Origin of the sequence: Paenactinomyces guangxiensis, from assembly GCF_016055185.1 — a bacterium.
Classification (GTDB): domain Bacteria; phylum Bacillota; class Bacilli; order Thermoactinomycetales; family Thermoactinomycetaceae; genus Paenactinomyces; species Paenactinomyces guangxiensis.
The window spans coordinates 38,640-61,546 of sequence record NZ_JAECVR010000009.1 but is presented as its reverse complement, the minus strand read 5'-3'; the positions used below and the strand labels follow the sequence as shown (position 1 = coordinate 61,546).

Here is a 22,907-nt window from a genome sequence, read left to right as displayed (position 1 = left end):
TATGAATGTTATTGAAAGTATAATGATTATACCATACAATGATTTACCAATGGAGGAAAAGGCGTTGTTCGCAAAGCTGTATAGTGCCAGTGTATTGGGGATTGACGGGTTTCTTGTCGAAGTTGAGGTAGATATCAGCAACGGCCTTCCCGTATTTGATATTGTCGGTCTGCCGGATTCGGCTGTGCGTGAAGCACGGGAACGGGTTCGTGCAGCGGTTAAAAATAGCGGGACCAACTTTCCATTGCAGCGGATTACGACTAACCTTGCCCCGGCTGATGTCAAAAAGGAAGGGTCTGGGTTTGATCTGGCGATTGCGATTGGGGTTTTAACAGCAAGCGGTCAATGTAAGGTTGAATCTCCCGAACAGATTGTGCTTGTGGGAGAACTGGCTCTGGATGGGACGCTGCGTCCGCTTTCCGGAGTATTACCAATGGTGATGGCAGCCAAAGAGCAGGGAATCAAACAAGTGATGTTGCCGTTACCTAATGCCTGTGAAGGAGCTTTGGTGGAGGGAATGGAGGTGATTCCCGTCCGTTCCTTGCAGGAAGCAGTTCAATATTTTCGCCATGAGTGGACATCCGATCCGATTGAAAGCACCTCGCCGGCTGAAGAATCTTTTTCCCTGGACTTTTCCGATGTGCAGGGCCAGCATCACGTAAAAAGAGCGATGGAAGTGGCGGCGGCGGGAAGTCATAATTTGCTCCTGATCGGCCCTCCCGGATCGGGAAAAACTATGCTTGCCCGGAGAATTCCTACTATTTTACCGCGGATGAGTTTACAAGAATCTTTGGAAGTGACAAAGATTTGCAGCATTGCCGGGTTGACCACTCAACGGGGCCGGCTGATTACGCAACGCCCGTTTCGTTCTCCCCATCACACAATTTCGCAGGCAGGCCTTGTTGGCGGAGGGTCCGTACCCAAACCGGGTGAAGTATCACTCGCCCATCGAGGTGTGTTATTTTTAGATGAGATGTTGGAATTCTCAAAGAATGCCTTAGAAGTATTGCGTCAACCGCTGGAAGATCGCGAGGTTACTTTAGGCAGGGCAAGAGCAGTATTAACATTCCCTGCAGATTTTGTGTTAGTGGGTTCTATGAATCCATGTCCCTGTGGATTTTTTGGATATGAAGAAGATCGTCCCTGTACTTGTACGCCACTGCAGATCAAACGGTATCGGTCCAAAATTTCCGGACCGCTTTTGGATCGGATTGATATTCATATTGAAGTGCCAAGGGTAGATTATAAGACTCTGACCACGTCTGCTTTAAGCGAACCTTCAGCGGCCGTTCGTGAACGGGTGAACCGGGCCCGCGCGATTCAAAGCGAACGTTTCGCAGATCAAGAAGTCATTTGTAATGCCAATATGAGGAGCAGTGAAATCCGTAAGTACTGTAAATTGGATTCTGATTCACAAGAGTTGTTAAAACAGTCGTTTGATTCCCTGGGGTTAAGTGCCCGGGCCCATGACCGGATTTTAAAAGTAGCACGCACAATTGCAGATTTAGCTGGAGAGGAGAACATCAGGGCAGCTCACATTGCTGAGGCGATTCAATATCGGTCATTGGATCGTAAGTTTGCGGAATAGAATCAACCACCGGTTTGATTCGTTTATGGTTAACCAGTTTAAAAGCTCCCCATTTAATGGAACTTTGCGCGGTATCTTTCTTGTGGGATGGAGCTAAGAATCAGCGGCAGATCACTAGGTATCGTGAAAATTCAGTTAAGGTACACTGTTCATGTGTACGTTCAGCGTCAGATAGAATCACCAAGAGGATGAGAAAGGAAACTAAATATGAAATTATCTATGCAGATTGCAGAAATTGTTAAAAGACAGAATGAAAATTTCCCGTTTTCTGGCGCAATATTCGTTCTGGATGAAAAATCGATCTTTGAAGCTGGATATGGTTATGCGAACCGAAGTGAACGGATTCCGAATACGCCGCGGACAAGATTTGGCATGGCATCCGGTTGTAAGATTTTTACCTCAGTAGCGATGTTGAGAAGGGGATTTTAACTTTCGATACATATATCAGAGATTGCTTGGACGTATCTTTTCCGCATTTTCATCCGAATATTACAATACACCACTTATTAACCCATAGTTCGGGAATACCTGATTACTTTGATGAAGAAGTGTTGAGTGATTTTGAAGAATTATGGCAAACCGTACCCATGTATTCCATTAAATCTCCTAAAGATTTTTTGCCCATGTTTCAGAACAATCATATGAAATTTGAACCCGGAAGTAAATTTTCCTACAGTAACGCTGGATTTATTTTACTTGGACTGATTGTGGAACAACTGACAGGCATGCCTTTTCCAGAGTACGTTGAAGAGAATATATTCCGGATCTGCGATATGTCAGATTCAGGATACTTCCGGATGGATCAACTCCCTAAACGGACAGCGCTGGGCTATATTGATAGCGAAGGTGATCACACCTGGAAAACTAATATTTATTCAGTTCCAATCGTAGGCGGTCCGGACGGAGGAGCTTTTACAACCGTTTTCGATCTGGTAAAGTTTTGGAATGGATTGTTAGATCATAAACTTTTGAATAAGGAAACGACTGATAAGCTGTTGATCCCTCATATAAAAAATAATGATCATTTATATTACGGATATGGCGTCTGGATTTTAATGCAAAACAATGAAGTCTTCAAGTATTTCGTATTTGGAAGTGATCCCGGGGTCAGCATACAATCATCGGTATACGTAAAATCCAGGATACACGCTCATGTTTTGGCAAATATGAATAAAGGTGCAGGTTCAATTGCAACTGGAATTAATAAAATAATTTACAATAAACAGAGATGATGTGATTGAGTTGCATCACAAGCAATAAGAAATTCACATGTTTCTATTAGGCCCAAAGGCCGCTCTCCGGAAAACCTGCACCCAAAGCATTATGAACTTTCATCCCTTTGGCTGTTTTGTGAGTCACGGGGGTTTTTTGTATACTTGACTTTTTAAAAAGTTATCTGTTCGCGAAAGAGAGGTACTCATCTTAATAAGGGAATTTCTTCACAGTTATTTATTTTCAGAAGGTACAGTTTAAAATCATGTATTAATATTATTGCCAAGCTTGACCTGAGGGACCGAACTCAGACAGCTATTTTGCCGTAAAGCATAACATAAGTTCTTCAAAACAGCTGGTTGGAAACCAGGGACCTGGATCTCAGCACGGGTCCCCTTCCGATATGTGCGGGTTAAAAGGAGATGGGTTCATATAAGTTCTGAAGCTATTTCAAGAAGGAATTCTTTCCCAAAAATCAATTGTCCTGTAAGGGGATAAAAATTCCGTGCCGAAAATTCTTTGACAGTGAATAAAGTAACTGCCTCAAAAATATTATGTTGATAAAATACGCAGAAATGTATCTGTAAACGAATCGGCTGATTCCAATCCGGCCCAGAACAGCTTCATTTCCGTCTCCAGTTCTTCAATTACACTCGAATCGGGAATCATTTCATGAAGGAAGTAATTGTTTCCAATATTTTGATCAGTAATATTGATAGATTTTAGAAACGGTTGATCCCATACCTGTTCATTCACCAACTGGAGCACAGACAGAAAATGTGCTTTTTGACTCATTTTTTTCTGTACATCCGGACTGAGGGCTGTTTGAATGAAAGCAGCAGCTAAGTCTTTGGATCGGCATGAGGAAGGGATCATAAAAGCATTGGCCAGCAGCAGTGTCGCCTCAAGGTCACCGAAAGGAAGTGAGGCCACCCGGGGCTCAAAACTCATCTTCTCACTTCTCCATCCTGCCATCTCCAGAGTAGTAGTTAAAACCATCGCTGATTTTTCCCGTATGAAGGCATCGGAATTGATTCGATAGGGTTCTGTCTGAAAGATCGTGGCAACGCGATATCTATATAACAAATCGTGCAGGAAATTTAACGTTTTGAACAGACGATCAGACTGTATTTGAAGATGATTCAATTGTATTCCGTTTTGCAGAGCAAACACGGGCCAGCGGCTGAACGATGAAGAAAGGGAAATTCCGTATAGATCCAAAATTCCATCGCCATTTGTGTCAAGGGTTAGTTTCTGGGCGGCGCTGAGGAAATCTTTTTGTGTCCAGACAGGTTCAGGTTGAGGCACATGAAATTTTTTAAACAGTTCCGGATTATACGCCAGATAAACGGTGGAAAAGGTGACCGGCACTGCTTTGATTGTTTTGTTGCCCTGAAAAGCGTTCAATACTCTGGGGTACATGGATGTAAGGCTGTCTCCCAAAGAAGATTGCAGGTCTGTAAACGACTCCAGATGATCCATTTCGGCAAATTGCCGGTCAGAAACGAATACAAGGTCAGGGTCAAGCCCCATTTCCCTGCTGGCCCGGATCGATTCCCAAAAATAGAACGAAGGCAAACTCAGTAATTTTACATCTACGTTGGGATGATCTTTTAAGAATGCTTCAATGATGATCGGCAATCCGTTATCTACAAAGAAAGAGGGGGATGGTACTAAAATACGCAAAGTTTTACGTTGATTCTCCTGAATGACCAGGTCCGGGGATACCATGGTTCCCTGTCCCACCTTTTTGATGATTAAACCCTCTCTCAACAACTCGTCCAATGACTTCCTCACTGAAGTGCGGCTTAAACCGTAATATCTGCAAAGCTCATTTTCAGATAACAGAAATTCGCCAGGCTTAATATATCCAGAAAGAATTTGTTCACGCAATATATTTGCCAATTTCAAATAGCGGAATTCATTCTCACGGCGCATCAGCTTCCCCCCTTAGCCTATTTTTAATATTTGAGAATTGAGAAACATATATGGTCTTCGTTTTTAAATCTCTATTATTATAGTTGATGAAAAAAAATAATACAATTATCATACCGGTATTATTAAAAATATAAAATTGACTAGTCAAAAAACTTATGCTATTTTTAATAAAAGAAAAGATACATGTAACATACAAGTTGCCAACAAAAAGGGGGGGGGATGCCAGAGATTTAACTAGTTTCATAGAGAGATTTCCCGTGAAGATTTTGCATGTTTGCCGCCTGTTTTGAGCAGGAATCGTATTGTGAGCAATCTATGCCTGTATGGTTGCTGGGGCGGATAAAATGGTTGAAACCAGGAAAAGTATCCCAACGATTATGCATTATATTCTATTAATTTTAACGGGGGTATATCTTGCGAAAATTAATGATTTACTGTTGTATTAGCGCTCTGGTTTCTGGTATTTTCACAGGATTATCTTTTAATAGGGCAAGCGCATCTGAACAAAAACTGCTGAATGATATTTTGGCCGATTATGCCGGCCTGATTCGCGAAAAAACTCCCCGCGCGGATGGTATTCACCATGTGGATACTCCTGCGTCGATTCAAAGATTGAAAGAGTTGCATATCAATACCTACTACTATCTAATTTGGCATGAGCCCACAGATTGGGATGATCTTAGAAGTGAGTTTGTGCCTGCTGCAGAAAAGGCCGGAATCAATGTAGTTGTTTACCTGGTCCCTCCCTCGGAATCTACCGGTCCGCGGAAGTCCTACCCTTATCTCACAGATTATCTGGCGTGGGCCAAAGCGATCGCTGAGCTTTCCCTCGAACACCCCAATGTGATTGGTTGGGCGATTGATGACTTCAACCACAATTTGGATTTTTACACGCCTGAGTATATGTCCCAGATGAAGTCGACGGCGAAATCAATTAATCCAAAACTGACGTTTACGCCTGTCATGTATGCAACTTCATTAACTGAGGATTTTCTAGATACAAGAGGCATATATATCGACGGAATTATTCTTGCATATCGCGATGATCCTTACCGAAATACACAAGTATGGTCAACTGAGCAGGAACAGATTGATCGGGCTTCCAGGCTTGTGAAAGCGCACAATCTATCGCTGATCTGGATGCTGTATGCTTCGCAGCTGTCCAATACTCCTGCAAACCCTTCACGGGAATATGTGAGGGAAACAGTGCAGATTGCACTTGATAACATGCGGAGAGGAAAGCTTGACGGGGTTGTCACTTATGTATTGCACAAAGAATTTGTGCCTGAACCCACAGATGACAAGGCATTTTCCGGAAAAGGTTACATGAGTTTCTTTGTTCCTTCGGGAGTGGCCACCAATCCGGGTGATGCTGTTTCTGTTACCCAATTGATCCGTCCGAAACGGACATCCGGGAAGTACTCCATCACTTTCCGGACAATGGATGAAGGGCCTAATGCGCCCGGATATCATTTTAAACAGGTTCTGATCGATGATGCCGTGGTGTGGGAACAAGACGTTGCCCAAAATACAACAAATCGACAATGGGAGCACGTCGCGCTTGATTTAACTCCCTATCTGACAGGTAAAACAAAGGCAAAACTCACCTTTCGCCTGTATGAAAAAAATGGAGTCAGAAACTATTTTAATAATGTCGGATTTGACAGGATTGAAGCAAATGGTTTCAGCATTGAAAACGGGAACTTTGAAGATAAAAGCAGTTGGGAACCGTCAAAAACATTCCCGGGAATGATCGGTGAAACCCTTAAGTATGATCCGGAACGCCGTGTAAAGGTGTTTAGAGATGTGAAAGCATCATATCTGACCTACGATCTGTATGATGAAATCATTAGCGTGAATATTGATATTGAGATTAAAAACAGCCTTATTGTGAAAATCGGCCATGCCCTTGATGACTACTTTGCGGAAGAAAACGAGAAAGCAATGCACAACCTAAATGCCTTGTCAAATGAAATCTATGCCCAGACGGGTAAATCTATTCCTGGAGAAACAGGGAATTTCTGGATTTCTACGATTCAGCAACTGAAAGATTTATATTAGAAGGATTAAAGGGGGAGTTCCATGAAAAGGGTAAGAGTCTGGGCGGTGATACTGTCAACCCTGTTACTTGTATCTATGGTTGTTGGCTGTACAGAGCCGTCAGCCAAAAAAAACGGCCCGATCGAATTGGAATTTTGGACGATCAACCTGAAGAAAAATTTCTCGGATTATATTCAGGGAACGATTGACGCCTATGAGAAAGAACACCCCGGAATTAAAATCAAATGGGTGGATGTTCCGGGAGCCGACGTCACCAAAAAATTGACTACCGCCTTAACCAGCGGCGATGTTCCCGATGTGGTTAACGAGACAAATTTGGGACTTTCTGTATTGCAAAATTATAATGCAGTACAGCCTATTTCTGATATCGTCGGGAAAGAAAAATTAGACCCGTACATGGACGGGCTTTTAGAAAGCGTTACCATAGACGGCAAGGTAATGGCGATTCCCTGGTATTATGCCGGTCCTCCAATCGGATTGATTAATACAGAATTGTACCAAAAGGCCGGATTGGATCCGAATAAGCCCACCAAAACATGGGATGAGTTGTTTGCAAACGGGAAGCAAATCCATGCAAAATTGCCAAAGGTTTATGGCTCCAACGATATTGCTACGCTTCAGACATTTATCACTGAAGGTTTGCCGATATTAAGTGAGGATCGTAAAACCGCTGTTTTCAACTCACCGGAACATGTGGCATTTGTTGAAAAATTTGTTCAAGCCTACAAGGATGGAGCGATCGCTCCCGGTGCTGTCGTTAAAGATGACCGGCAATATCAGCAAACCATCGATAATCAGTTGGCAGCCCATTCCGGTAATGCACAGGCCGCTACCCTGAATAATATAGAAAAAAATGCTCCGAGCGTTATACCGAAATTAAAAGTGGTCCCCCCGGTTACCGGAAAAGCGGGCAAGCTCGCTGTAAAAGATACTCAGCTTTTCCTGGTGCCGAAGGGATCCAAACATCCGAAAGAAGCAGCAGACTTTGCCCTTTATATCACAAGTCCGCAAAAGCAGCTGGAGTTTTGTAAGCTGGTCCCCATCTTCCCATCAACGGAAGAAACATTGAAAGATCCGTTTTTTACAAAAGTAGAGGGCAATACGATTAAAGACCAGGCACGTAAAGTGATGGTAGAAGCTGCACCCAACCTCACTGTCAACATTTTGGGAATTGAAAAGGAGCAAGAATTAAAGGAATTTTACGAAGAAGAGATTCGCGCAGCCATGTTGGGGAAAAAGTCGGCCAAAGAAGCGCTCGATACAGCTGTCAAGCACTGGAACCAGTCTTTAGCCAAGAATTAGGGCCTGCAAGCAGTACAACTTCATCGGCGGCAGAATCTGTCTTTCTGCCGCTTTATTTTTCTATTTTTGACAAAGGGGGATGAATAACTTGTCAACAGAGACTGTTCCATCCAAAAACAAACCCTTGCCGCTTGCAAAGAAACGTAAAATCCCCTTGGTCCCATATCTTTTTCTTTTGCCAGCCATTGTTTTATTTTTTACCTTCGATTATCTCCCGACATTGAGCGCTTTTTACTACTCCTTTACCGAATATCATGTCCTTGCGCCGGCTGAGTGGGTTGGCCTTGAGAACTACAGGAATATGGTTGATGATCCCAAATTTTGGACATCTATTCAAAACTCTTTTACCTACTTTTTGATCATCGTTCCTTCACTGGTTTCTATTCCCCTGTTTCTTGCCATTTTGGTCAACCAAAAGTTGCGGGGCATCCATTTGTTTCGGATGATTTACTATTTGCCAGTCATTACCTCGATGGTAGCGGTAGCAATCGTTTGGAAATATTTATACCATCCGGCTGGTCTGTTAAACGCTGTCCTGCAACTTTTTGGCTTGCAGCAGGAATCAGTTAACTGGCTGTTAAATACAGACACGGCCCTCCCGGCTGTAGCAATCCTGGAAAGCTGGAAGGCAATGGGCTTTTATATGGTTATATATCTGGCCGGATTGCAGTCAATTCCGAAGGAACTGGTGGAGGCGGCAAAGATTGATGGTGCCAATCGCTTTCGGGTTGTCTGGCATGTGTATTTGCCGCAACTCCGGCCGATTATCGCAGTTACACTCGTGCTCTCAACCTTAAATACGGTGCAAATGTTTACCAGTATCTATATTATGACCGGCGGCGGGCCGCTTGACAGCACCCTGTCTTTACCGCTCTATATCTACCAAAAAGCATTTGTGGAACTGGATATGGGTTACGCGACAGCTATGGGAATCACTTTATGGGCGATTTTAATGGTTCTTACCTTTATTAACTTCAAGATTTCGAGAGGAGGACAGGCGGTGGGATGAAAACAAAACGGAAAAGTTTATGGATTCAGTGGACCCGAAAAGCGTTTATGTATCTGTTGTTAATCCTGATTGCTGCTATATTCATCGGACCTTTTTTATGGCTCCTGTCAACTGCATTCAAATCAAATGCACAGGACGTATTTACTTTCCCGCCCAGTTTCATCCCTAATCCGCCGGTTTGGGATCATTTTGTTGAAGCATGGACGGTTGTTCCGTTTCCCAGGTACATGTTAAATTCATTTATTTTAATTATGATTATGGTTCCCACTCACTTGTTTTTAACTGCTCTCACCGCCTATCCGCTGGCGAGAATGAATTTTCCCGGACGGGATTTTATCTTTTATGCGATTATTGGAACAATGTTTTTGCCTGAAGAAGGGAAGCTGGTTCCGCTGTTTATTATCGTAGAGAAGTTGGGAATGGTTGATTCCTGGTGGGGGCTGATTATTCCCGGGCTGGTTGGAGGATTTTCCGTTTTTCTAATGAGGCAGGCCTATCTCTCTATTCCCAAAGAGTTGGAGGAAGCTGCCATTTTGGACGGATGTGGACCGTTTCGCATCTGGTGGAGCATTATGTTACCCCTGACCAGACCAACACTGGCCGCACTCAGCGTCTTTTCTTTTATTTCGGTATGGAATTCGTTCATTTGGCCGCTGATTATTTTAAAGAACGATCAATTATACCCGTTGGCACTCGGATTGGCTTATCTGTCCGGTACCTTTAATGATGATGTCAGAACGATGGCTGCCGGAACAGTGATTTCTCTGCTGCCCGTCATTATCTTCTACCTCCTTATGCAGCGCTATTTTGTTTCCGGACTGCAAGGGGCGATTAAAGGTTAAAAGATGAATCACTTTTTTAAGACAGGGCAGGCCAAGCCAAATCCGGCATATAAATGGGTGGAGAGGCTGTCATCCAAACATTTGTAACCGGGATGATGGCACAGGCAAAGGATAAATGGATCAGAAAGACGGCAACAATTTTTCAATATTGAAAAGAAAAGAGTTAAAGGGGTTTAATGATGAAACTAGGGATTATTGGCTATGGACGGCGGATACGGAGTATGATTGATGAAATGATTAAGTTGGATTCAGCTTGTGAGATCAGAGCGATTGCCGATGTGAGAAATCAGGAGATAAAACGGGAATTGGGAGAAGATGTATCTGAAAAAATAGCTTTCCTGGATCATCCTGAAGAGATGTTGCAGTGCATGGATCTGGACGGAATTTTAATTGGCACCAGATGTTCGCTGCACGCGGAGATGGCCAGCCGGGTATTGCCAGGCGGAATCCCGCTATTCCTGGAAAAGCCTGTTGCAACAAACAAGGAGGATGTAATCCGTTTAAAACAAGGATATGATGCCTCAGATACGGAGGTGGTAGTTTCCTTTCCTCTCCGGGTGGCACCATTGGTTCGTACGGTTAAAGAAATTCTAGACTCGGGGAAAATTGGCACAGTCGAACATGTGCAAGCGTTTAATAATGTTCCTTATGGCGGGGTGTACTATCACCATTGGTACCGGGATGAAAATGAGACGGGGGGGCTGTTTTTACAGAAAGCAACCCATGATTTTGACTATATCAACTATTTGTTGGACATCAAACCCACTATGATCAGTGCGATGGTATCGAAACAAATATTCAAGGGAAACAAGCCGGCCGGACTTAAATGTGTTGACTGTGATGAGCAGGACACATGTACCGAAAGTACAGTGAAAATGCAAAAAGTTCATGATACGCCGATCGGGGAATACTGCTGTTTTGCCGTGGACACGGGGAATGAGGACTCAGGCAGTGCCCTTATCCAATATGAAACCGGGATGCATGTCTCATACTCGCAAAATTTCTTTGCCCGAAAAAAAGCGGCTGCACGAGGAGCCCGTCTGCTCGGCTATAAAGGAACGTTAGAGTTTGATTTCTATACAAATACAATCAAGGTATACAGGCATCACACACCCATGGTGGAAACATATGAAATGACCGATGAAGCGCCTCATTTTGGAGGCGATGTCGTTCTCGCGCAAAACTTTATTGACGTGATGAAAGGAAAAGCAAAATCAGTGGCTCCACTTGAAGACGGATTGCTCAGTGCATACATGTGTTTAAAGGCGAGCGAATCAGCAAAAACAAATACTTTTCAAAAGATTGAATGGAGCTGACACTCTCAGGTAACCGTATTATGCCAATAAACCTGTTGACGGGAAAGGGGACCGTAGGAATGGCTGGTGAATTAAAGATCGGTATCATCGGACTGGACACTTCTCACGTGACCGCCTTCACCAAACTGCTGAATGACCCGGATCATCCATATCATGTCCCGGGAGGGAAAGTGGTTGCGGCTTACCCGGGGGGATCACCGGACGTCAAACTCAGCTATGCACGTATTGAAGGCTATACAAGTGAGTTGCGCGATCAATATGATGTAAATATTGTCAATACACCGGAAGCTGTTGCAGAACAATGTGATGCAATCCTGTTAGAGTCGGTGGACGGCCGGGTCCATCTGCAACAGTTCAGGAGTGTGGCACCTTTTGGCAAACCGGTTTTTATTGATAAACCATTTACAGTCAATTACGAAGAGGCAAAAGCCATCATTGAACTTGCCGGACAGTATGAGATTCCCTTGATGAGCTGCTCCGCTCTACGTTACGCGGAAGGATTAACTTCCGTTCTGAAACAAACAGAAAAAGGGGCGATTATCGGTGCCGACTGTTACGGTCCAATGGCGATCGAGCCTACCCAGCCAGGCTTATTCTGGTATGGCATTCATACGGCAGAAATGCTTTTTGCCATCCTGGGAGCAGATTGCCTTCATGTGACAGCCGCAACAAACCCTGATCATGATTTAGTTGTCGGGGAATGGGGAGATGGCAGGGTTGGTACCATCCGGGGAAACCGTAAGGGCAACAACGCATTTGGGGCTCTGGTTCATTGGGAAAAGGGAACAGATTTCGTCGATGTCTATTCTGATCCGAAGCCGTATTATGCCAGCCTGCTTGAACAGGTGATGTCCATGTTTACAACAGGAAAGCCACCCCTCGATTTGCAGGAAACATTGAAGATTATCCGCTTTATAGAAGCTGCAAACGAAAGCCGCAAAACTGGAAAAACGGTTGCATTATAACAGACTCGTGGATTCTGATCAACCGGGGATGAAAGTTTGAATCATGCCGGGGGGCAGGATTCTGCCTTCCCCGCATTGAAACACACACTTTCACAGAAAAAATCAGTGGGGGGAATCTTTTTGTATTTTGGTGTCGCACCCATGTTCTACAAGTATATATGGAATAATCATTCATGGTTGGAAGGGCAGCAGGAAACCAAAGCCAAGCACCTGGATATCGCGTGTTGCCGCAGAGATAGCGCAGCTCTTCAGGTTCTGCTCTCCGCAGACGAAGATTTTCTGCTCACAATCAGCAGCGATCCCCTGTTTTGGAAGGGGGGACCTTTAAAAATTGCAAGAATTGAAGTGGAGACAGAGCCATTCCTGACAACAGAAGTAAAGTTGATCGGCTTGATTGAAGATGACGACCGCTGTTTAAAATCTGATCTTCTGCTTGAACAAAATGAGATCTTTGTGAAACAGCGCAAAATCCAACAGGTGTGGGTGGAGTGTCATGCATCGGCTGAAACCCCTCCGGGTATTTATAAAGGAAAAATACGGTTATTCACCCATACGATGTTTGAAGATGAAAGACTGGAGAGAGAATGTACCTTTTCGCTGACAGTAAAAGATTATCTTCTTCCGGAACCGAGTGATTATACATTTTACCTGGATTTGTGGCAGCATAACTCAAATATTGCCCGGAAATATCAAGTTGGCCTTTGGTCGAAAGAACACTTTGAAATTCTTGATCGTTATCTGCATTCACTTTCACAACTGGGACAAAAAGCGGTCACCCTGGTGGTATCTGAAATCCCGTGGTCCGGACAGCACAGCCATCGGGACAGACGGCCCTCCGATTTATTTGAATACAGTATGGTTCGGGTATCCCGGCGAACGGACGGAAGTTTTCGATACGATTTTTCTGCTTTGGATGAATATGTTGCGCTCGCGGAAAAGCATGGGATCTGTGCTGAGATTGAGTTGTTCGGATTGCTGAATATATGGCAGGATTCTGAAGCAGGTTATGGATCTATCGTGGAAAATCACCCGGACGGGATTCGGATTCGCTATTTTGATGAAAGTTCTGGCACGTTTTGCTTTATGCGCCGCCGTGAAGATCTGGATGCCTATATTCAGGCACTGGAAAAACATTTTATCGAAACAGGGCGAATTGACCGGGTACGGGTGCTGGCGGATGAACCGAAAGATTTTGAATTATTTCAGGAAAGGCTGGCTGCCCTGAGACAGACCGCCCCCTCCTTTAAATACAAAGTTGCCATTCAACATGTTGAGTTTATCCGAAGGAATATGGAAGGTATCCATGATTACGTTCCCGTATTGAACTGTGTAGCCGGGGAACACAGCCGGCTGAAGGAATTAAGACCACAAATTCCGGGTAACCTGCTTTATTATGTTTGCTGTTATCCGGAGCAGCCAAATACTTTTATCTGTTCACCGGCACTGGAAAGCAGAGTGATTCCGTGGCTGGTGGAAAAGCTCCAGTTAGACGGTTTTTTAAGATGGAATTATACTGTATGGCCGGATCAACCGTTTGAACAGTTATCCTATCGGGCGCCGATTTGGAAAGCCGGTGATATGAACTTTGTCTATCCCGGTGCCAATGGAAAGCCAATCCTTTCTCTTCGTTACAAATGGCTGCAGCGGGGAATCCGTGATTATGAATTAATGCAGATCTTAAAAGCATCGGGTCAGGCCGCACAGGTAGAAGCAGCTTTAAACGATGTTTTTCGTTTTCGTAATCCTGGCGAGCTAAGTCCGGAAGCAAACAGGAAAAACAGTAACCTGTACAGCCTGGAACCCGCTGACTATGACCGGTTGATTGTGGATCTTTAAGCCCGTCCTTTTTGCGTTTTTAGCTAAAGCTCATTCCCAACTGTTATTTGATTAGAAGTGTATACACAGTATTAGCAGCAAGGATAAGGAGAACAACAAGACCAGCGAGGGCAATGATGTTCCTGGCCCCTTTATTGGCAAGGCCGCCCATTATCTTTGTGTCGTTTGCCACCGCATATAAAGCAAAGCCGATAAGAGGGACAATGATGATGGTAATCGCCTGTGCCAGGACAATTAATTGCAAAGGTATCTGACCAAAAGAGACTGCAACAATCGCCCCTGCCGCCATCACGGACATAATGCAAATACGTACGGTTTTGGCGGAGAGTTTACTTCCCAAGCCAAGGGCATCTGACAACAGGGTTCCGCCGATGGTGGCATTTCCGGTAAGGGAAGAGAAGGAAGCACCCCACAAGCCAATCATAAAGATGGTTGTAGCCCCGTTTCCAAACAGCGGCTCAAGCGCTTTTCCCATATCTGTCGGCGTGTTTACTTGAAACCCTTGTGGAAGTAAAACGGCGGCGGCACTCATCATTATCAGGGCAGATATAAAACCAAGCAGAACAATTCCGGAGTAACTTTCCCTCGCCCCTTCTCTTACATGAGCTTTGCTCCAACCCTTTTCCTGAACCAGATATGATTGGTAGAAAGCTCCCACGATGGAAAAACTGGTTGCCATTAATCCGATAATCAATAAGGCGGAGCCATCAGGCACGGAAGGGATCAAACCGGCGGCGATTCCTTGCGGGCTGGGCTTCGCCGTAATGAAAGTGGCCAAAAACGCTATCAGCATGATACCGACAAGAATCAGCATTATTTTTTCAAGAATTCGGTAAAAATTGCTTGAAAACAATAAAGCCATGCAAAGTAAGGTGAAGAGGATCACCCAAACGCTTGAATGTCCCCCCGTCAGTTGGGAAAAGGCAACTCCGCTTCCGATAGCGTTTCCCGCTTGAAAGGAGGCTGTAACCAGAAAGGAACCAGTACCGATGATAATTGCCGCTGTTTTTCCCCACTTTTGGCGAATGGTTGTTAAGAGGGATTGATTGGTGGCCATTCCGATCCGTGCACTCATCTCCGTAAAAGTCATCATAAATATCGCGGATAAGGCGGTCACCCAAAGCAGACTGTATCCATAAAGTGCCCCCATTTTGGATGTGATAGTGACACTTCCGGGGCCGAGGACCAATGCTGCGGTAATGATGGCGGGGCCAAGTGAACTTAGCCACTTCTTTAAAGAATTTTCAGTCTCCCTCATAAATATCCCCCTTTTCACTGCTGAAATTCAATTTTGTGTGTAGAAGAATCTCTATAATTGCTCCAATGACCCCAATTTTCCATACTTTTATCATCTTAAACAAATTGGTCCCAAAACTGCAAATGGATTGACTAGTCAAAATACCAGTGGTACCCTTAAAAAGAAACAGGTTACATACAGGATTTATCCCGCTATCGTTTACAGATTCCAAAAAGGGACGGGATGACAATGGCAGAGATTGAAATTCGGATGTTAAATAGCGATGAATTTGAGGAGGCGGTTCAGCTTTCCAACCAAACATTTCGGAGTTCAGACCAGAGCTCCATGGAATTAGCTTTTCCCCAGGTTTTTTCTTTAAGCCTTCGGCAATCATACGGAGCATTTAAAAATGGGAAAATGGTTTCGTTTATCGGATTGGTACCTGCGATCATTCATATTGGTGCTGCCAGTCTTAACGTTTTTTCCATCGGTTCCGTCTGCACAGAACCTGCTTCAAGGGGGAAAGGGTATGCAAGCAAAATATTGAATCATATTCTGGCTCATGCGGACAGGGCGGGGGCATCCCTGTTACTGGTATCCGGATATGGCCCGCTCTACACCAGAGCCAATTGCTTTCGCTTTGGAACTGTTATGCGTTATTCCGTTGAAGCAGAATCTGCGGAAGCCATTGTTAAAAATCATTCTGACAGCGATTGTGAGATCCGGGAACTGACAGCTGCAGATTGGTTTGATATCAGCGAACTGGCAAGAAAGCGGATCATCCGTTATGAACAAAGCGTTTGGGATTTAGCCGCATTAATGAGGTCACAAGCCATGGCCAGCTGCATGAAAATGCACCATAAAGTTTTGCTTGCCGGGGCAAATGAAGGGTTGAAAGCATTTCTGGTTCTTGGCCTGCCCAACGATCCGCAACAGAACAGTGACGCGATGGCTGTTGAATGGGGGGGAGATGGAGATTCCATTGGACAATTGCTGGCTTATGCAGCCCAAAAGTATCAGGTATCACGAATTGAGGTCCCGGTTCCTTGGCATGAAACTTCTTTGGCGAAAGTTTTAGCCCCGGCGAAAAAAACCCGGGATCAGAATTTGGGAACTGTTCATATCGTTGATTTTGAACGGTTCATCCGGCAAATCCGCCCTTTTTTGCATGAGAAAAGCGATTCAGTCACCCAACGTCTGCAACTAAAAGCATCAGGAAAAAAGAATGTGGAAATTGAATTGGACGGACATCATGCCATTTTAGACTCCCGATCCTTTGTATCGCTGGTGTTTGATCAAATACGGGCGGTCTTAACTATGTCTAAACTGGCAGCTGTATTTAAGTCAAAAAAATTTGATGATTGTAACTTATGTTTTATATAATACAAGTATAATACAAGTATGATCCTGCAGGATTTGACGGGAATAAGGAAGAAACACATTATTTAAAAGGAGACATTTTGATGAGACTGGCACATGTAGGTGTTCTGTTGGACAGACAAGCAGCAAAGCGCAGGTGGGAAAATGGTCTTAATGTGTTTCAAACTTATATCGGTGAGATTTTGGGACATGCTGGAATATCCTTTCAATGGCTTGACCGGGCTGAACAAATATCACAAAAAGGGCTGGATGTTTTAGTGGTTGCCCTGGATGGCAAAGAGGAGGAAACAGCTTCAGAAATTTGGAAATTTGCTGAAGAAGGGGGGGTTGTGATTTCGTTCATGGGATTGTCCCGCTTAGCAGACAAACTTGGCTATTCAGACCGGGGACCGGCTGGTAAAGGATATGCGATGCTCCCGGCCAAATTTGCGGATCAAAAGCCTTTGCGCTATTTGCAAGCTTCCCCATGGCTGGCTGTTTCAACAAGTGATCATGTTCCCGGAGAGATCGGGAAAATCAAAAAAGATCACCCGGATGGGGACACGCTTGGTGCAGCATTATTGCAATTTCGTGTGGGCAAGGGAGTGATTGACCGCTGGGCAGTCGATATCGCTGAAACGGTTGTCAAATTTCAACAAGGAGCAGGACCTGTCATTGAGGACGGCATTCCTGCCTTGGACGGGACGGGCCCTGTCGATGACGGGATTTTAAAAGCAGATGATGCGATAGAAATGGATTGGGAGTTGGACCGTGAAAAGACGGGCACCGGAGCCCCGTATTTTGCCCATGCCTATGCCGATTTATGGAGAGAAGTGCTGATCGGACACCTTTTGAGAAGAGTGGTGGAAAGAGGTTTAACTTTGCCTGTGATTGGTTATTGGCCTGATGGAATTTCCCATGTGGCTATGATCTCCCTTGACAGTGACCACAATACTGATGAATCGGCGGAAGTAACAGCTGACGTTCTTGGAGAATGTGATACGCCGGCGACATGGTGCATTATCGAACCGGGCTATAGTGCCCATATTTACAAACGTGTTGAACAAGAAGGGCATGAACTGGCATTTCACTATAACGCGGTTCATCATGATCAGGGAAAGTGGGAAGAAGCTGAATTCCGGCGCCAATTTGAATGGTTAAAAACTGCGGTTGGCATGGAAAAAATAACTTCAAACAAAAACCATTACACCCGGTTTGAAGGCTGGGGAGAATTGTTTCGCTGGTGTGAAACATACGGAATCCTTTCAGACCAAACGAGAGGGCCCAGTAAAAAAGGGAATATCGGATTCTTATTTGGTACCTGTCACCCTTATTTTCCCGTGGGATGGTCGGATGAGCAAAACCGCATCTATGATGTATTGGAAATCAGTTTTCTCACTCAGGACTTAGACCATAGGACTTTGGCGGATAGCAGCGTGATTGGTCCCTTTCTCGAGCAAGTGGAAAAAGTCGGTGGAGTCGCCCATTTCCTGTTCCATCCGGTCCATATTTATAATCAGAAACCGGTCCGACATGCATTGCGAAAAGTGGTACGTGAGGCAAAACAGCGGGGGTTTGTCTTTTGGACCGGAAAGCAAATAAACGATTGGGAACGGGCCCGAAGAAAAATACGAATTGAAGAGTGTGACGGTGACGGACATATCCTGGTGCAAAGCGAAACAGATTTGAGCGATGTGGTGGTGTGGGTTCCTCTTCCGGATGAGAATGAGGCGGAGCCATCAGATTCCGCCCAAATGCGTTTTGGTGTCCGGTGTGCAAAAAAAGTGGTCACCGTTCAGGCAAAACAAAGGAGATGGGTATAAAATGAAAGAGAGCGGGGTTCATCAGATGAATGCAAATCAGTTAGCGATCCATGGCGGACCAAAGGTAAAAACAACGCCGTTCGGGACGGGAAAACGGTTTGGTTTGGAAGAGACCAGAGAGCTGATTGAGGCACTTGAGCAAAATACCCTCTTCTATCATTCCGGAAAAAAGGTGAAACAATTTTTACATGATTTTAACGAGATGTATGGTGTAAAATACAGTGTAGCCGCCTCCTCGGGAACTGCCGCAATCCACGTGGCACTGGGGGCGGCCGGAGTAACAGTGGGTGATGAGGTGATCACAAGTCCGATCACTGACCAGGGGACCCTTATCGGAATTCTTTATCAAAACGCCATTCCTGTGTTTGCGGACCTGGATCCCCGGACTTACAATATTGATCCGGCATCGCTTGAGTCCCGGATTACTCCCCGAACCAAAGCGATTGTGGTTGTTCATCTGGCAGGGAATGCCTGTGATATGGACCCGATTATGGAGATTGCACGGAAGCATCATTTGATAGTGATTGAGGATTGTGCCCAGAGTTTTCTTTGCCGGTACAAGGGACGGTTAGTAGGTACCATCGGTGACTACGGTTGTTTTAGTACCAATGATTTTAAACATATATCTACCGGAGATGGCGGCATTATCACCGTCAATTCGGGAAAAGAGGAAGACTTCCGCGTTGTTCATGCCTTTGCCGATAAAAACTATCAACGGTTTGGAGGTCATGTGGCACGCGATCTTTCCCATCTGGCTCCCAATTACCGCATGACCGAGCTTCAGGGTGCGGTAGGAATTGCCCAATTGAAGAAACTCCCCTGGATCTGTGAAAAAAGACATCAATACGGAGAGAGAATCACAGAGGGGATTCGTGATTTGCCCGGTATACAGCCTCATCATGTTTATGAAGGGAACTGGAGCACCTACTGGTTTTACATGATGCGAGTGGATGAAGCGGAACTGAACTGCACCCGGGATGAATTTTCCAGGGCGCTGGCCGCAGAGGGGATCCCCAATCAAGCTGGTTATATTCCCGAGGTTGTTTATTTAAATCCATTATTTCAAAAGCAACAAGCTTATCTGAACAGTCATTTTCCTTTTGATTTATCAGATGTTTCGTACCATCAGGGGTTATGTCCCACTGCGGAAAAGATTCTGCAAACGGCGGTAAGGTTCGGAGTCAGTGAGTTTTTTACCGAGCAGGACATTGAGGATATCATTAGCGGGATTCGCAAGGTAGCTTCCTACTACCGGAAATCCGGACAGGAGTGAGAACCGGTTCAAAAGAGCGGAGCCTGTTCTGTGGAGGCAACCGAAAAATTCAGAGATAGACCCGGGAAGTGAAAACAGTGATTATTGACGGATTTATGGGTACTGTTTACCGAATATGTGAATGGATTCTTCGGCTGATGTATATCAATGCGTTGTGGCTGGTATTTACACTGGCGGGACTGGGGGTGTTTGGCATCTTTCCCGCCACCATTTCCATGTTTGCCGTTACGCGAAAATGGGTGATGGGGGAAGAAGATATTCCGATCTTTCGCACATTTTGGCTTAACTATCGCCGTGAATTCATAAATTCTCAAATTCTCGGGTTTCTTCTTGTTTTTATAGGTATTGTATTATATGTAGATTTTTACTTTTTTTCATCTCCAGGAACAATCTATCTAATCGCGAAGCTTGTGATCTTAAGCGCATCAATGATGTACGGGTTGTTGCTTCTCTATGTGTTTCCCCTGTTTGTACATGTCAAATTGAAAAGTTGGCAATATCTGAAGTACTCTTTAATGTTAAGCATCTACCACTTGTTTCGCAGTCTGTTCATGTTGGCTGGTTGTGTGGGAATCATATTTTTCTTGCTCACATTTTCCGGTTTTATTCCTCTTCTTGGCGGGAGCGGATTGGCTCTTTGGATGACCTGGATTGCGCATCAGGCGTTTAGGAAGAGTGTCCCTTTTCAAAGAGTACAGGGGGAAAATACGGAAGCAGAAGAGCCTGTTTAATCAAAAACCGATTGAATTTTTGCGAGTATGGGCCCAAAAAGCGAGGGGTTATTCATGGATTTTGTAGTTGGTGTTGATTTGGGCGGGACAAACATTGTAACAGGGCTGTTGGATCGGGAGGGGAACCTGAAACGTACATGTAAACTGCCGACAGAGGCTCACTTGGGAAGCAGTTATGTGATCGAAAAAATTGGGAAAATAATCCAATCCTTGCTTGCGGAAGAACAAATAGATAAAAGCAGGGTTTTAGCGGCAGGGGTTGGGAATCCCGGATTTGTAGACCCTGTTCGCGGAGTCTCATTGTTTTCAGCCAATCTGGGGTGGAAGGATGTTCCTGTGGCTGACAAGCTGCGGCAACAGCTGGAAATACCTGTTTTCCTGGACAACGATGTCAGAATGTATGCGCTTGGCGAAGCATTGCAGGGAGCGGGAAAAGGGCATGATGTTGTGCTTGGGATTACACTGGGCACCGGAATTGCGGCTGCAATTGTTGATCGGGGTAAACTTTTCTATGGCGGCGGTTATATGGCCGGTGAGATCGGGCATATTCCGATGGAGGGAGAGTCGACTCCCTGTCCTTGCGGAGTGCGGGGATGCCTGGAAACTGTCGCTTCTGCAACAGGGATCATCAGGCAGGTACGTGCAGCGATAGAAGGCGGCCGCAGCAGTATTTTACAAACATGGTTTGAATCCGAGGATCTTTCCCGCATCACGGCGGCTGATGTGACACGTGCCTACGATGCGGGAGATCCCGTAGCAATTGAGGTGCTCAGCCATACAGGGAGGTTGTTGGGGAAAGGTCTCTCGTATGCGGTTTCGTTGCTCAGTCCTGATGCCATTGTGATCGGCGGAGGCGTTGCATTTGCGGGAGAGCGATTATTCGCCCCGATGAAAGAAGAGTTGGAGCACTCTGTTTATCATGGTTACTGGGAACGGATTTCTATTCGTACCGCAGAACTGTTGGATGATGCAGGTGTGATCGGCAGTGCTCTTTATGCAAAACAAAGAATGGAATCTTAGAAAAAACAGTGAACTGGCGGGGAAGAAAAGGGCAGACCGTTAGTAAGGAGACGATAAAGTGCCTGCATTCCTGATCGAGAGGGGGAGCAGGCACTTAATATTTTGAACGGTTGATCTCTTCTTCATCACATTGTGATCCTGCAAAATGGTTCTATTCAGAAATGAATTCATCTGCGAAAATATATACAGAGAGGTGAATGTAATGAAGGTAGAAAAAATCGTTCTACGCAAAATGAAAATGAAACTAAAATCACCTTTTCAAACCAGTTTTGGTACAGAGCAGGAGAGAGACTTTGTTTTGACAGAGGTATATGGTGATGGAGAGATCGGTTACGGAGAGTGTGTTGTTTCAACTGCACCCTTGTACAGTGAGGAAACAGCGGGGACTGCCTGGCATATCCTGGAGGATTTTTTGATTCCGATGGTTTTTGAGCAGGGAACGTTTGGACATCCAGATGAAGTTGGTAAGTTGTTCGCACCGATCCGACGAAACCATATGGCGAAATCCGCGCTGGAAGGGGCATTTTGGGATTTGTATGCCAAACGGCAAAATCTCTCGCTCGCGAAAGCTCTTGGAGGAACGAAAAAGAGGATCGAAGTGGGAATCAGTATTGGTATTGAAGAGGATATCAACAAGCTGTTTCGGACGGTGGAACATTATTTGGAGCAGGGATATCGCCGGATCAAGATTAAGATTAAACCGGGGAAAGACGTTCAAGTGCTCCGTGCGTTACGTGACCGTTTCGGTGATATTCCGATGATGGCTGATGCCAATTCAGCTTATACCTTGAATGATCTCCTCCTTTTAAAAGAATTGGATGACCTCGATCTGATGATGATTGAGCAGCCACTGGCACATGACGATATTATTGATCACGCGGCTTTGCAAAAACAACTTAAAACACCGATTTGTCTCGATGAAAGTATTCACTCGTACGAAGATGCCCGCAAGGCGATTGAATGGGGAAGCGCGCGTATCATCAATATAAAAATCGGCCGGGTTGGCGGCTTATCGGAAGCAAAACGAATCCATGACTTGTGCCGGGACAATGGGATTCCCGTCTGGTGCGGCGGCATGCTGGAATCCGGCATCGGGCGTGCCCATAATATTGCTATCACCTCACTCCCTAACTTTAAGCTGCCGGGTGATACTGCCGGTTCTTCCCGTTACTGGACTGAAGATATTATTCGACCCGAAGTGGAAGTTTCTCCTGACGGAATGATTGAAATTCCGACCACTCCCGGAATTGGCTATCAACCGGTACCTGAGATGCTGGATAAATACACAGTGGCAAAAAAAGAATTTGCAAAAAGGTAGCAGGTAAAGGCGGGGGATGAAAAATGGTGATGGACCGCACGCCGAATATGACCAAATCGAGATCAACCGGCTTCCAG

The 22,907-nt window shown here is 45.0% G+C and carries 16 protein-coding genes and 1 pseudogene; 15 read left to right on the top strand and 2 right to left on the bottom strand.

Going from position 1 to position 22,907, the window contains the following annotated elements; genetic code table 11:
- The first annotated feature begins 64 nt into the window (after positions 1-64).
- Both I8U27_RS10105 and I8U27_RS10100 read left to right on the top strand, forming a co-directional pair.
- Positions 65-1,588 (top strand): YifB family Mg chelatase-like AAA ATPase, encoded by a 1,524-nt coding sequence (locus I8U27_RS10105; RefSeq protein WP_181751932.1) that lies wholly within the window; start codon positions 65-67, stop codon positions 1,586-1,588.
- Positions 1,589-1,795: 207 nt separating this feature from the next.
- Positions 1,796-2,820 (top strand): annotated as a pseudogene (locus I8U27_RS10100) (serine hydrolase domain-containing protein).
- Positions 2,821-3,352: 532 nt separating this feature from the next.
- On the opposite strand, the gene I8U27_RS10095 reads toward I8U27_RS10100, so the two are convergent.
- Positions 3,353-4,738, bottom strand: a complete 1,386-nt coding sequence (locus I8U27_RS10095; protein ID WP_181751931.1) for an extracellular solute-binding protein — start codon at positions 4,736-4,738, stop codon at positions 3,353-3,355.
- A 414-nt stretch (positions 4,739-5,152) separates the two neighbouring features.
- On the opposite strand from I8U27_RS10095, the gene I8U27_RS10090 reads away from it, so the two are divergent.
- The 7 genes from I8U27_RS10090 (at position 5,153) to I8U27_RS10060 (ending at position 14,069) form a co-directional block, all read left to right on the top strand.
- On the top strand, positions 5,153-6,799 hold the full coding sequence (locus tag I8U27_RS10090; RefSeq protein WP_181751930.1) for a hypothetical protein: 1,647 nt from the start codon (positions 5,153-5,155) through the stop codon (positions 6,797-6,799).
- 21 nt (positions 6,800-6,820) lie between these two features.
- The gene (locus I8U27_RS10085; protein WP_181751929.1) at positions 6,821-8,101 is read left to right on the top strand and encodes an ABC transporter substrate-binding protein; all 1,281 of its coding nucleotides are present in this window, start codon (positions 6,821-6,823) and stop codon (positions 8,099-8,101) included.
- Between the two features lie 88 nt (positions 8,102-8,189).
- Positions 8,190-9,110: a carbohydrate ABC transporter permease gene (locus tag I8U27_RS10080; RefSeq protein ID WP_181751928.1), complete on the top strand. Its 921-nt coding sequence runs from the start codon at positions 8,190-8,192 to the stop codon at positions 9,108-9,110.
- Positions 9,107-9,952 carry a carbohydrate ABC transporter permease gene (locus I8U27_RS10075; RefSeq protein ID WP_181751927.1) on the top strand — a complete coding sequence of 282 codons (846 nt, stop codon included), beginning with the start codon at positions 9,107-9,109 and terminating at the stop codon, positions 9,950-9,952. The genes I8U27_RS10080 and I8U27_RS10075 overlap by 4 nt, the downstream gene beginning before the upstream one ends.
- Before the next feature lie 179 nt (positions 9,953-10,131).
- The gene (locus I8U27_RS10070) at positions 10,132-11,268 is read left to right on the top strand and encodes a Gfo/Idh/MocA family protein (protein WP_181751926.1); all 1,137 of its coding nucleotides are present in this window, start codon (positions 10,132-10,134) and stop codon (positions 11,266-11,268) included.
- A gap of 59 nt (positions 11,269-11,327) precedes the next feature.
- Positions 11,328-12,233: a Gfo/Idh/MocA family protein gene (locus I8U27_RS10065; RefSeq protein WP_181751925.1), complete on the top strand. Its 906-nt coding sequence runs from the start codon at positions 11,328-11,330 to the stop codon at positions 12,231-12,233.
- A 120-nt stretch (positions 12,234-12,353) separates the two neighbouring features.
- Positions 12,354-14,069: a DUF4091 domain-containing protein gene (locus tag I8U27_RS10060; RefSeq protein WP_232345356.1), complete on the top strand. Its 1,716-nt coding sequence runs from the start codon at positions 12,354-12,356 to the stop codon at positions 14,067-14,069.
- A 43-nt stretch (positions 14,070-14,112) separates the two neighbouring features.
- Here I8U27_RS10060 and I8U27_RS10055 read toward each other — a convergent pair whose 3' ends face one another.
- Positions 14,113-15,327: an Nramp family divalent metal transporter gene (locus I8U27_RS10055; protein ID WP_181751924.1), complete on the bottom strand. Its 1,215-nt coding sequence runs from the start codon at positions 15,325-15,327 to the stop codon at positions 14,113-14,115.
- A gap of 228 nt (positions 15,328-15,555) precedes the next feature.
- On the opposite strand from I8U27_RS10055, the gene I8U27_RS10050 reads away from it, so the two are divergent.
- The 6 genes from I8U27_RS10050 to menC all read left to right on the top strand — a co-directional run bounded on the left by I8U27_RS10050 (position 15,556) and on the right by menC (position 22,830).
- Complete coding sequence (locus I8U27_RS10050; protein WP_181751923.1) at positions 15,556-16,689, top strand: GNAT family N-acetyltransferase; 1,134 nt, start codon at positions 15,556-15,558, stop codon at positions 16,687-16,689.
- 80 nt (positions 16,690-16,769) lie between these two features.
- A complete protein-coding gene (locus I8U27_RS10045; RefSeq protein ID WP_181751922.1) occupies positions 16,770-18,488 on the top strand; it encodes a polysaccharide deacetylase family protein in 1,719 nt (572 codons plus the stop codon).
- 1 nt (position 18,489) lies between these two features.
- Positions 18,490-19,761, top strand: coding sequence for a DegT/DnrJ/EryC1/StrS family aminotransferase (locus tag I8U27_RS10040; protein ID WP_232345355.1), 1,272 nt, complete (start codon positions 18,490-18,492; stop codon positions 19,759-19,761).
- A 68-nt stretch (positions 19,762-19,829) separates the two neighbouring features.
- Positions 19,830-20,492 carry a YesL family protein gene (locus I8U27_RS10035; RefSeq protein ID WP_181751921.1) on the top strand — a complete coding sequence of 221 codons (663 nt, stop codon included), beginning with the start codon at positions 19,830-19,832 and terminating at the stop codon, positions 20,490-20,492.
- Between the two features lie 54 nt (positions 20,493-20,546).
- Positions 20,547-21,512 carry an ROK family protein gene (locus tag I8U27_RS10030; protein WP_181751920.1) on the top strand — a complete coding sequence of 322 codons (966 nt, stop codon included), beginning with the start codon at positions 20,547-20,549 and terminating at the stop codon, positions 21,510-21,512.
- Positions 21,513-21,714: 202 nt separating this feature from the next.
- Positions 21,715-22,830 (top strand): o-succinylbenzoate synthase, encoded by a 1,116-nt coding sequence (gene menC / locus I8U27_RS10025; protein ID WP_181751919.1) that lies wholly within the window; start codon positions 21,715-21,717, stop codon positions 22,828-22,830.
- Positions 22,831-22,907: the final 77 nt, after the last annotated feature.

Coding starts and splice junctions, on each gene's coding strand:
- I8U27_RS10095 (WP_181751931.1), bottom strand. CDS start 4,738: ATGCGCCGTGAGAATGAATTCCGCTATTTGAAATTGGCAAATATATTG.
- I8U27_RS10050 (WP_181751923.1), top strand. CDS start 15,556: ATGGCAGAGATTGAAATTCGGATGTTAAATAGCGATGAATTTGAGGAG.
- I8U27_RS10045 (WP_181751922.1), top strand. CDS start 16,770: ATGAGACTGGCACATGTAGGTGTTCTGTTGGACAGACAAGCAGCAAAG.
- I8U27_RS10070 (WP_181751926.1), top strand. CDS start 10,132: ATGAAACTAGGGATTATTGGCTATGGACGGCGGATACGGAGTATGATT.
- I8U27_RS10040 (WP_232345355.1), top strand. CDS start 18,490: ATGAAAGAGAGCGGGGTTCATCAGATGAATGCAAATCAGTTAGCGATC.
- I8U27_RS10065 (WP_181751925.1), top strand. CDS start 11,328: ATGGCTGGTGAATTAAAGATCGGTATCATCGGACTGGACACTTCTCAC.
- I8U27_RS10055 (WP_181751924.1), bottom strand. CDS start 15,327: ATGAGGGAGACTGAAAATTCTTTAAAGAAGTGGCTAAGTTCACTTGGC.
- I8U27_RS10085 (WP_181751929.1), top strand. CDS start 6,821: ATGAAAAGGGTAAGAGTCTGGGCGGTGATACTGTCAACCCTGTTACTT.
- I8U27_RS10030 (WP_181751920.1), top strand. CDS start 20,547: ATGGATTTTGTAGTTGGTGTTGATTTGGGCGGGACAAACATTGTAACA.
- I8U27_RS10075 (WP_181751927.1), top strand. CDS start 9,107: ATGAAAACAAAACGGAAAAGTTTATGGATTCAGTGGACCCGAAAAGCG.
- menC (WP_181751919.1), top strand. CDS start 21,715: ATGAAGGTAGAAAAAATCGTTCTACGCAAAATGAAAATGAAACTAAAA.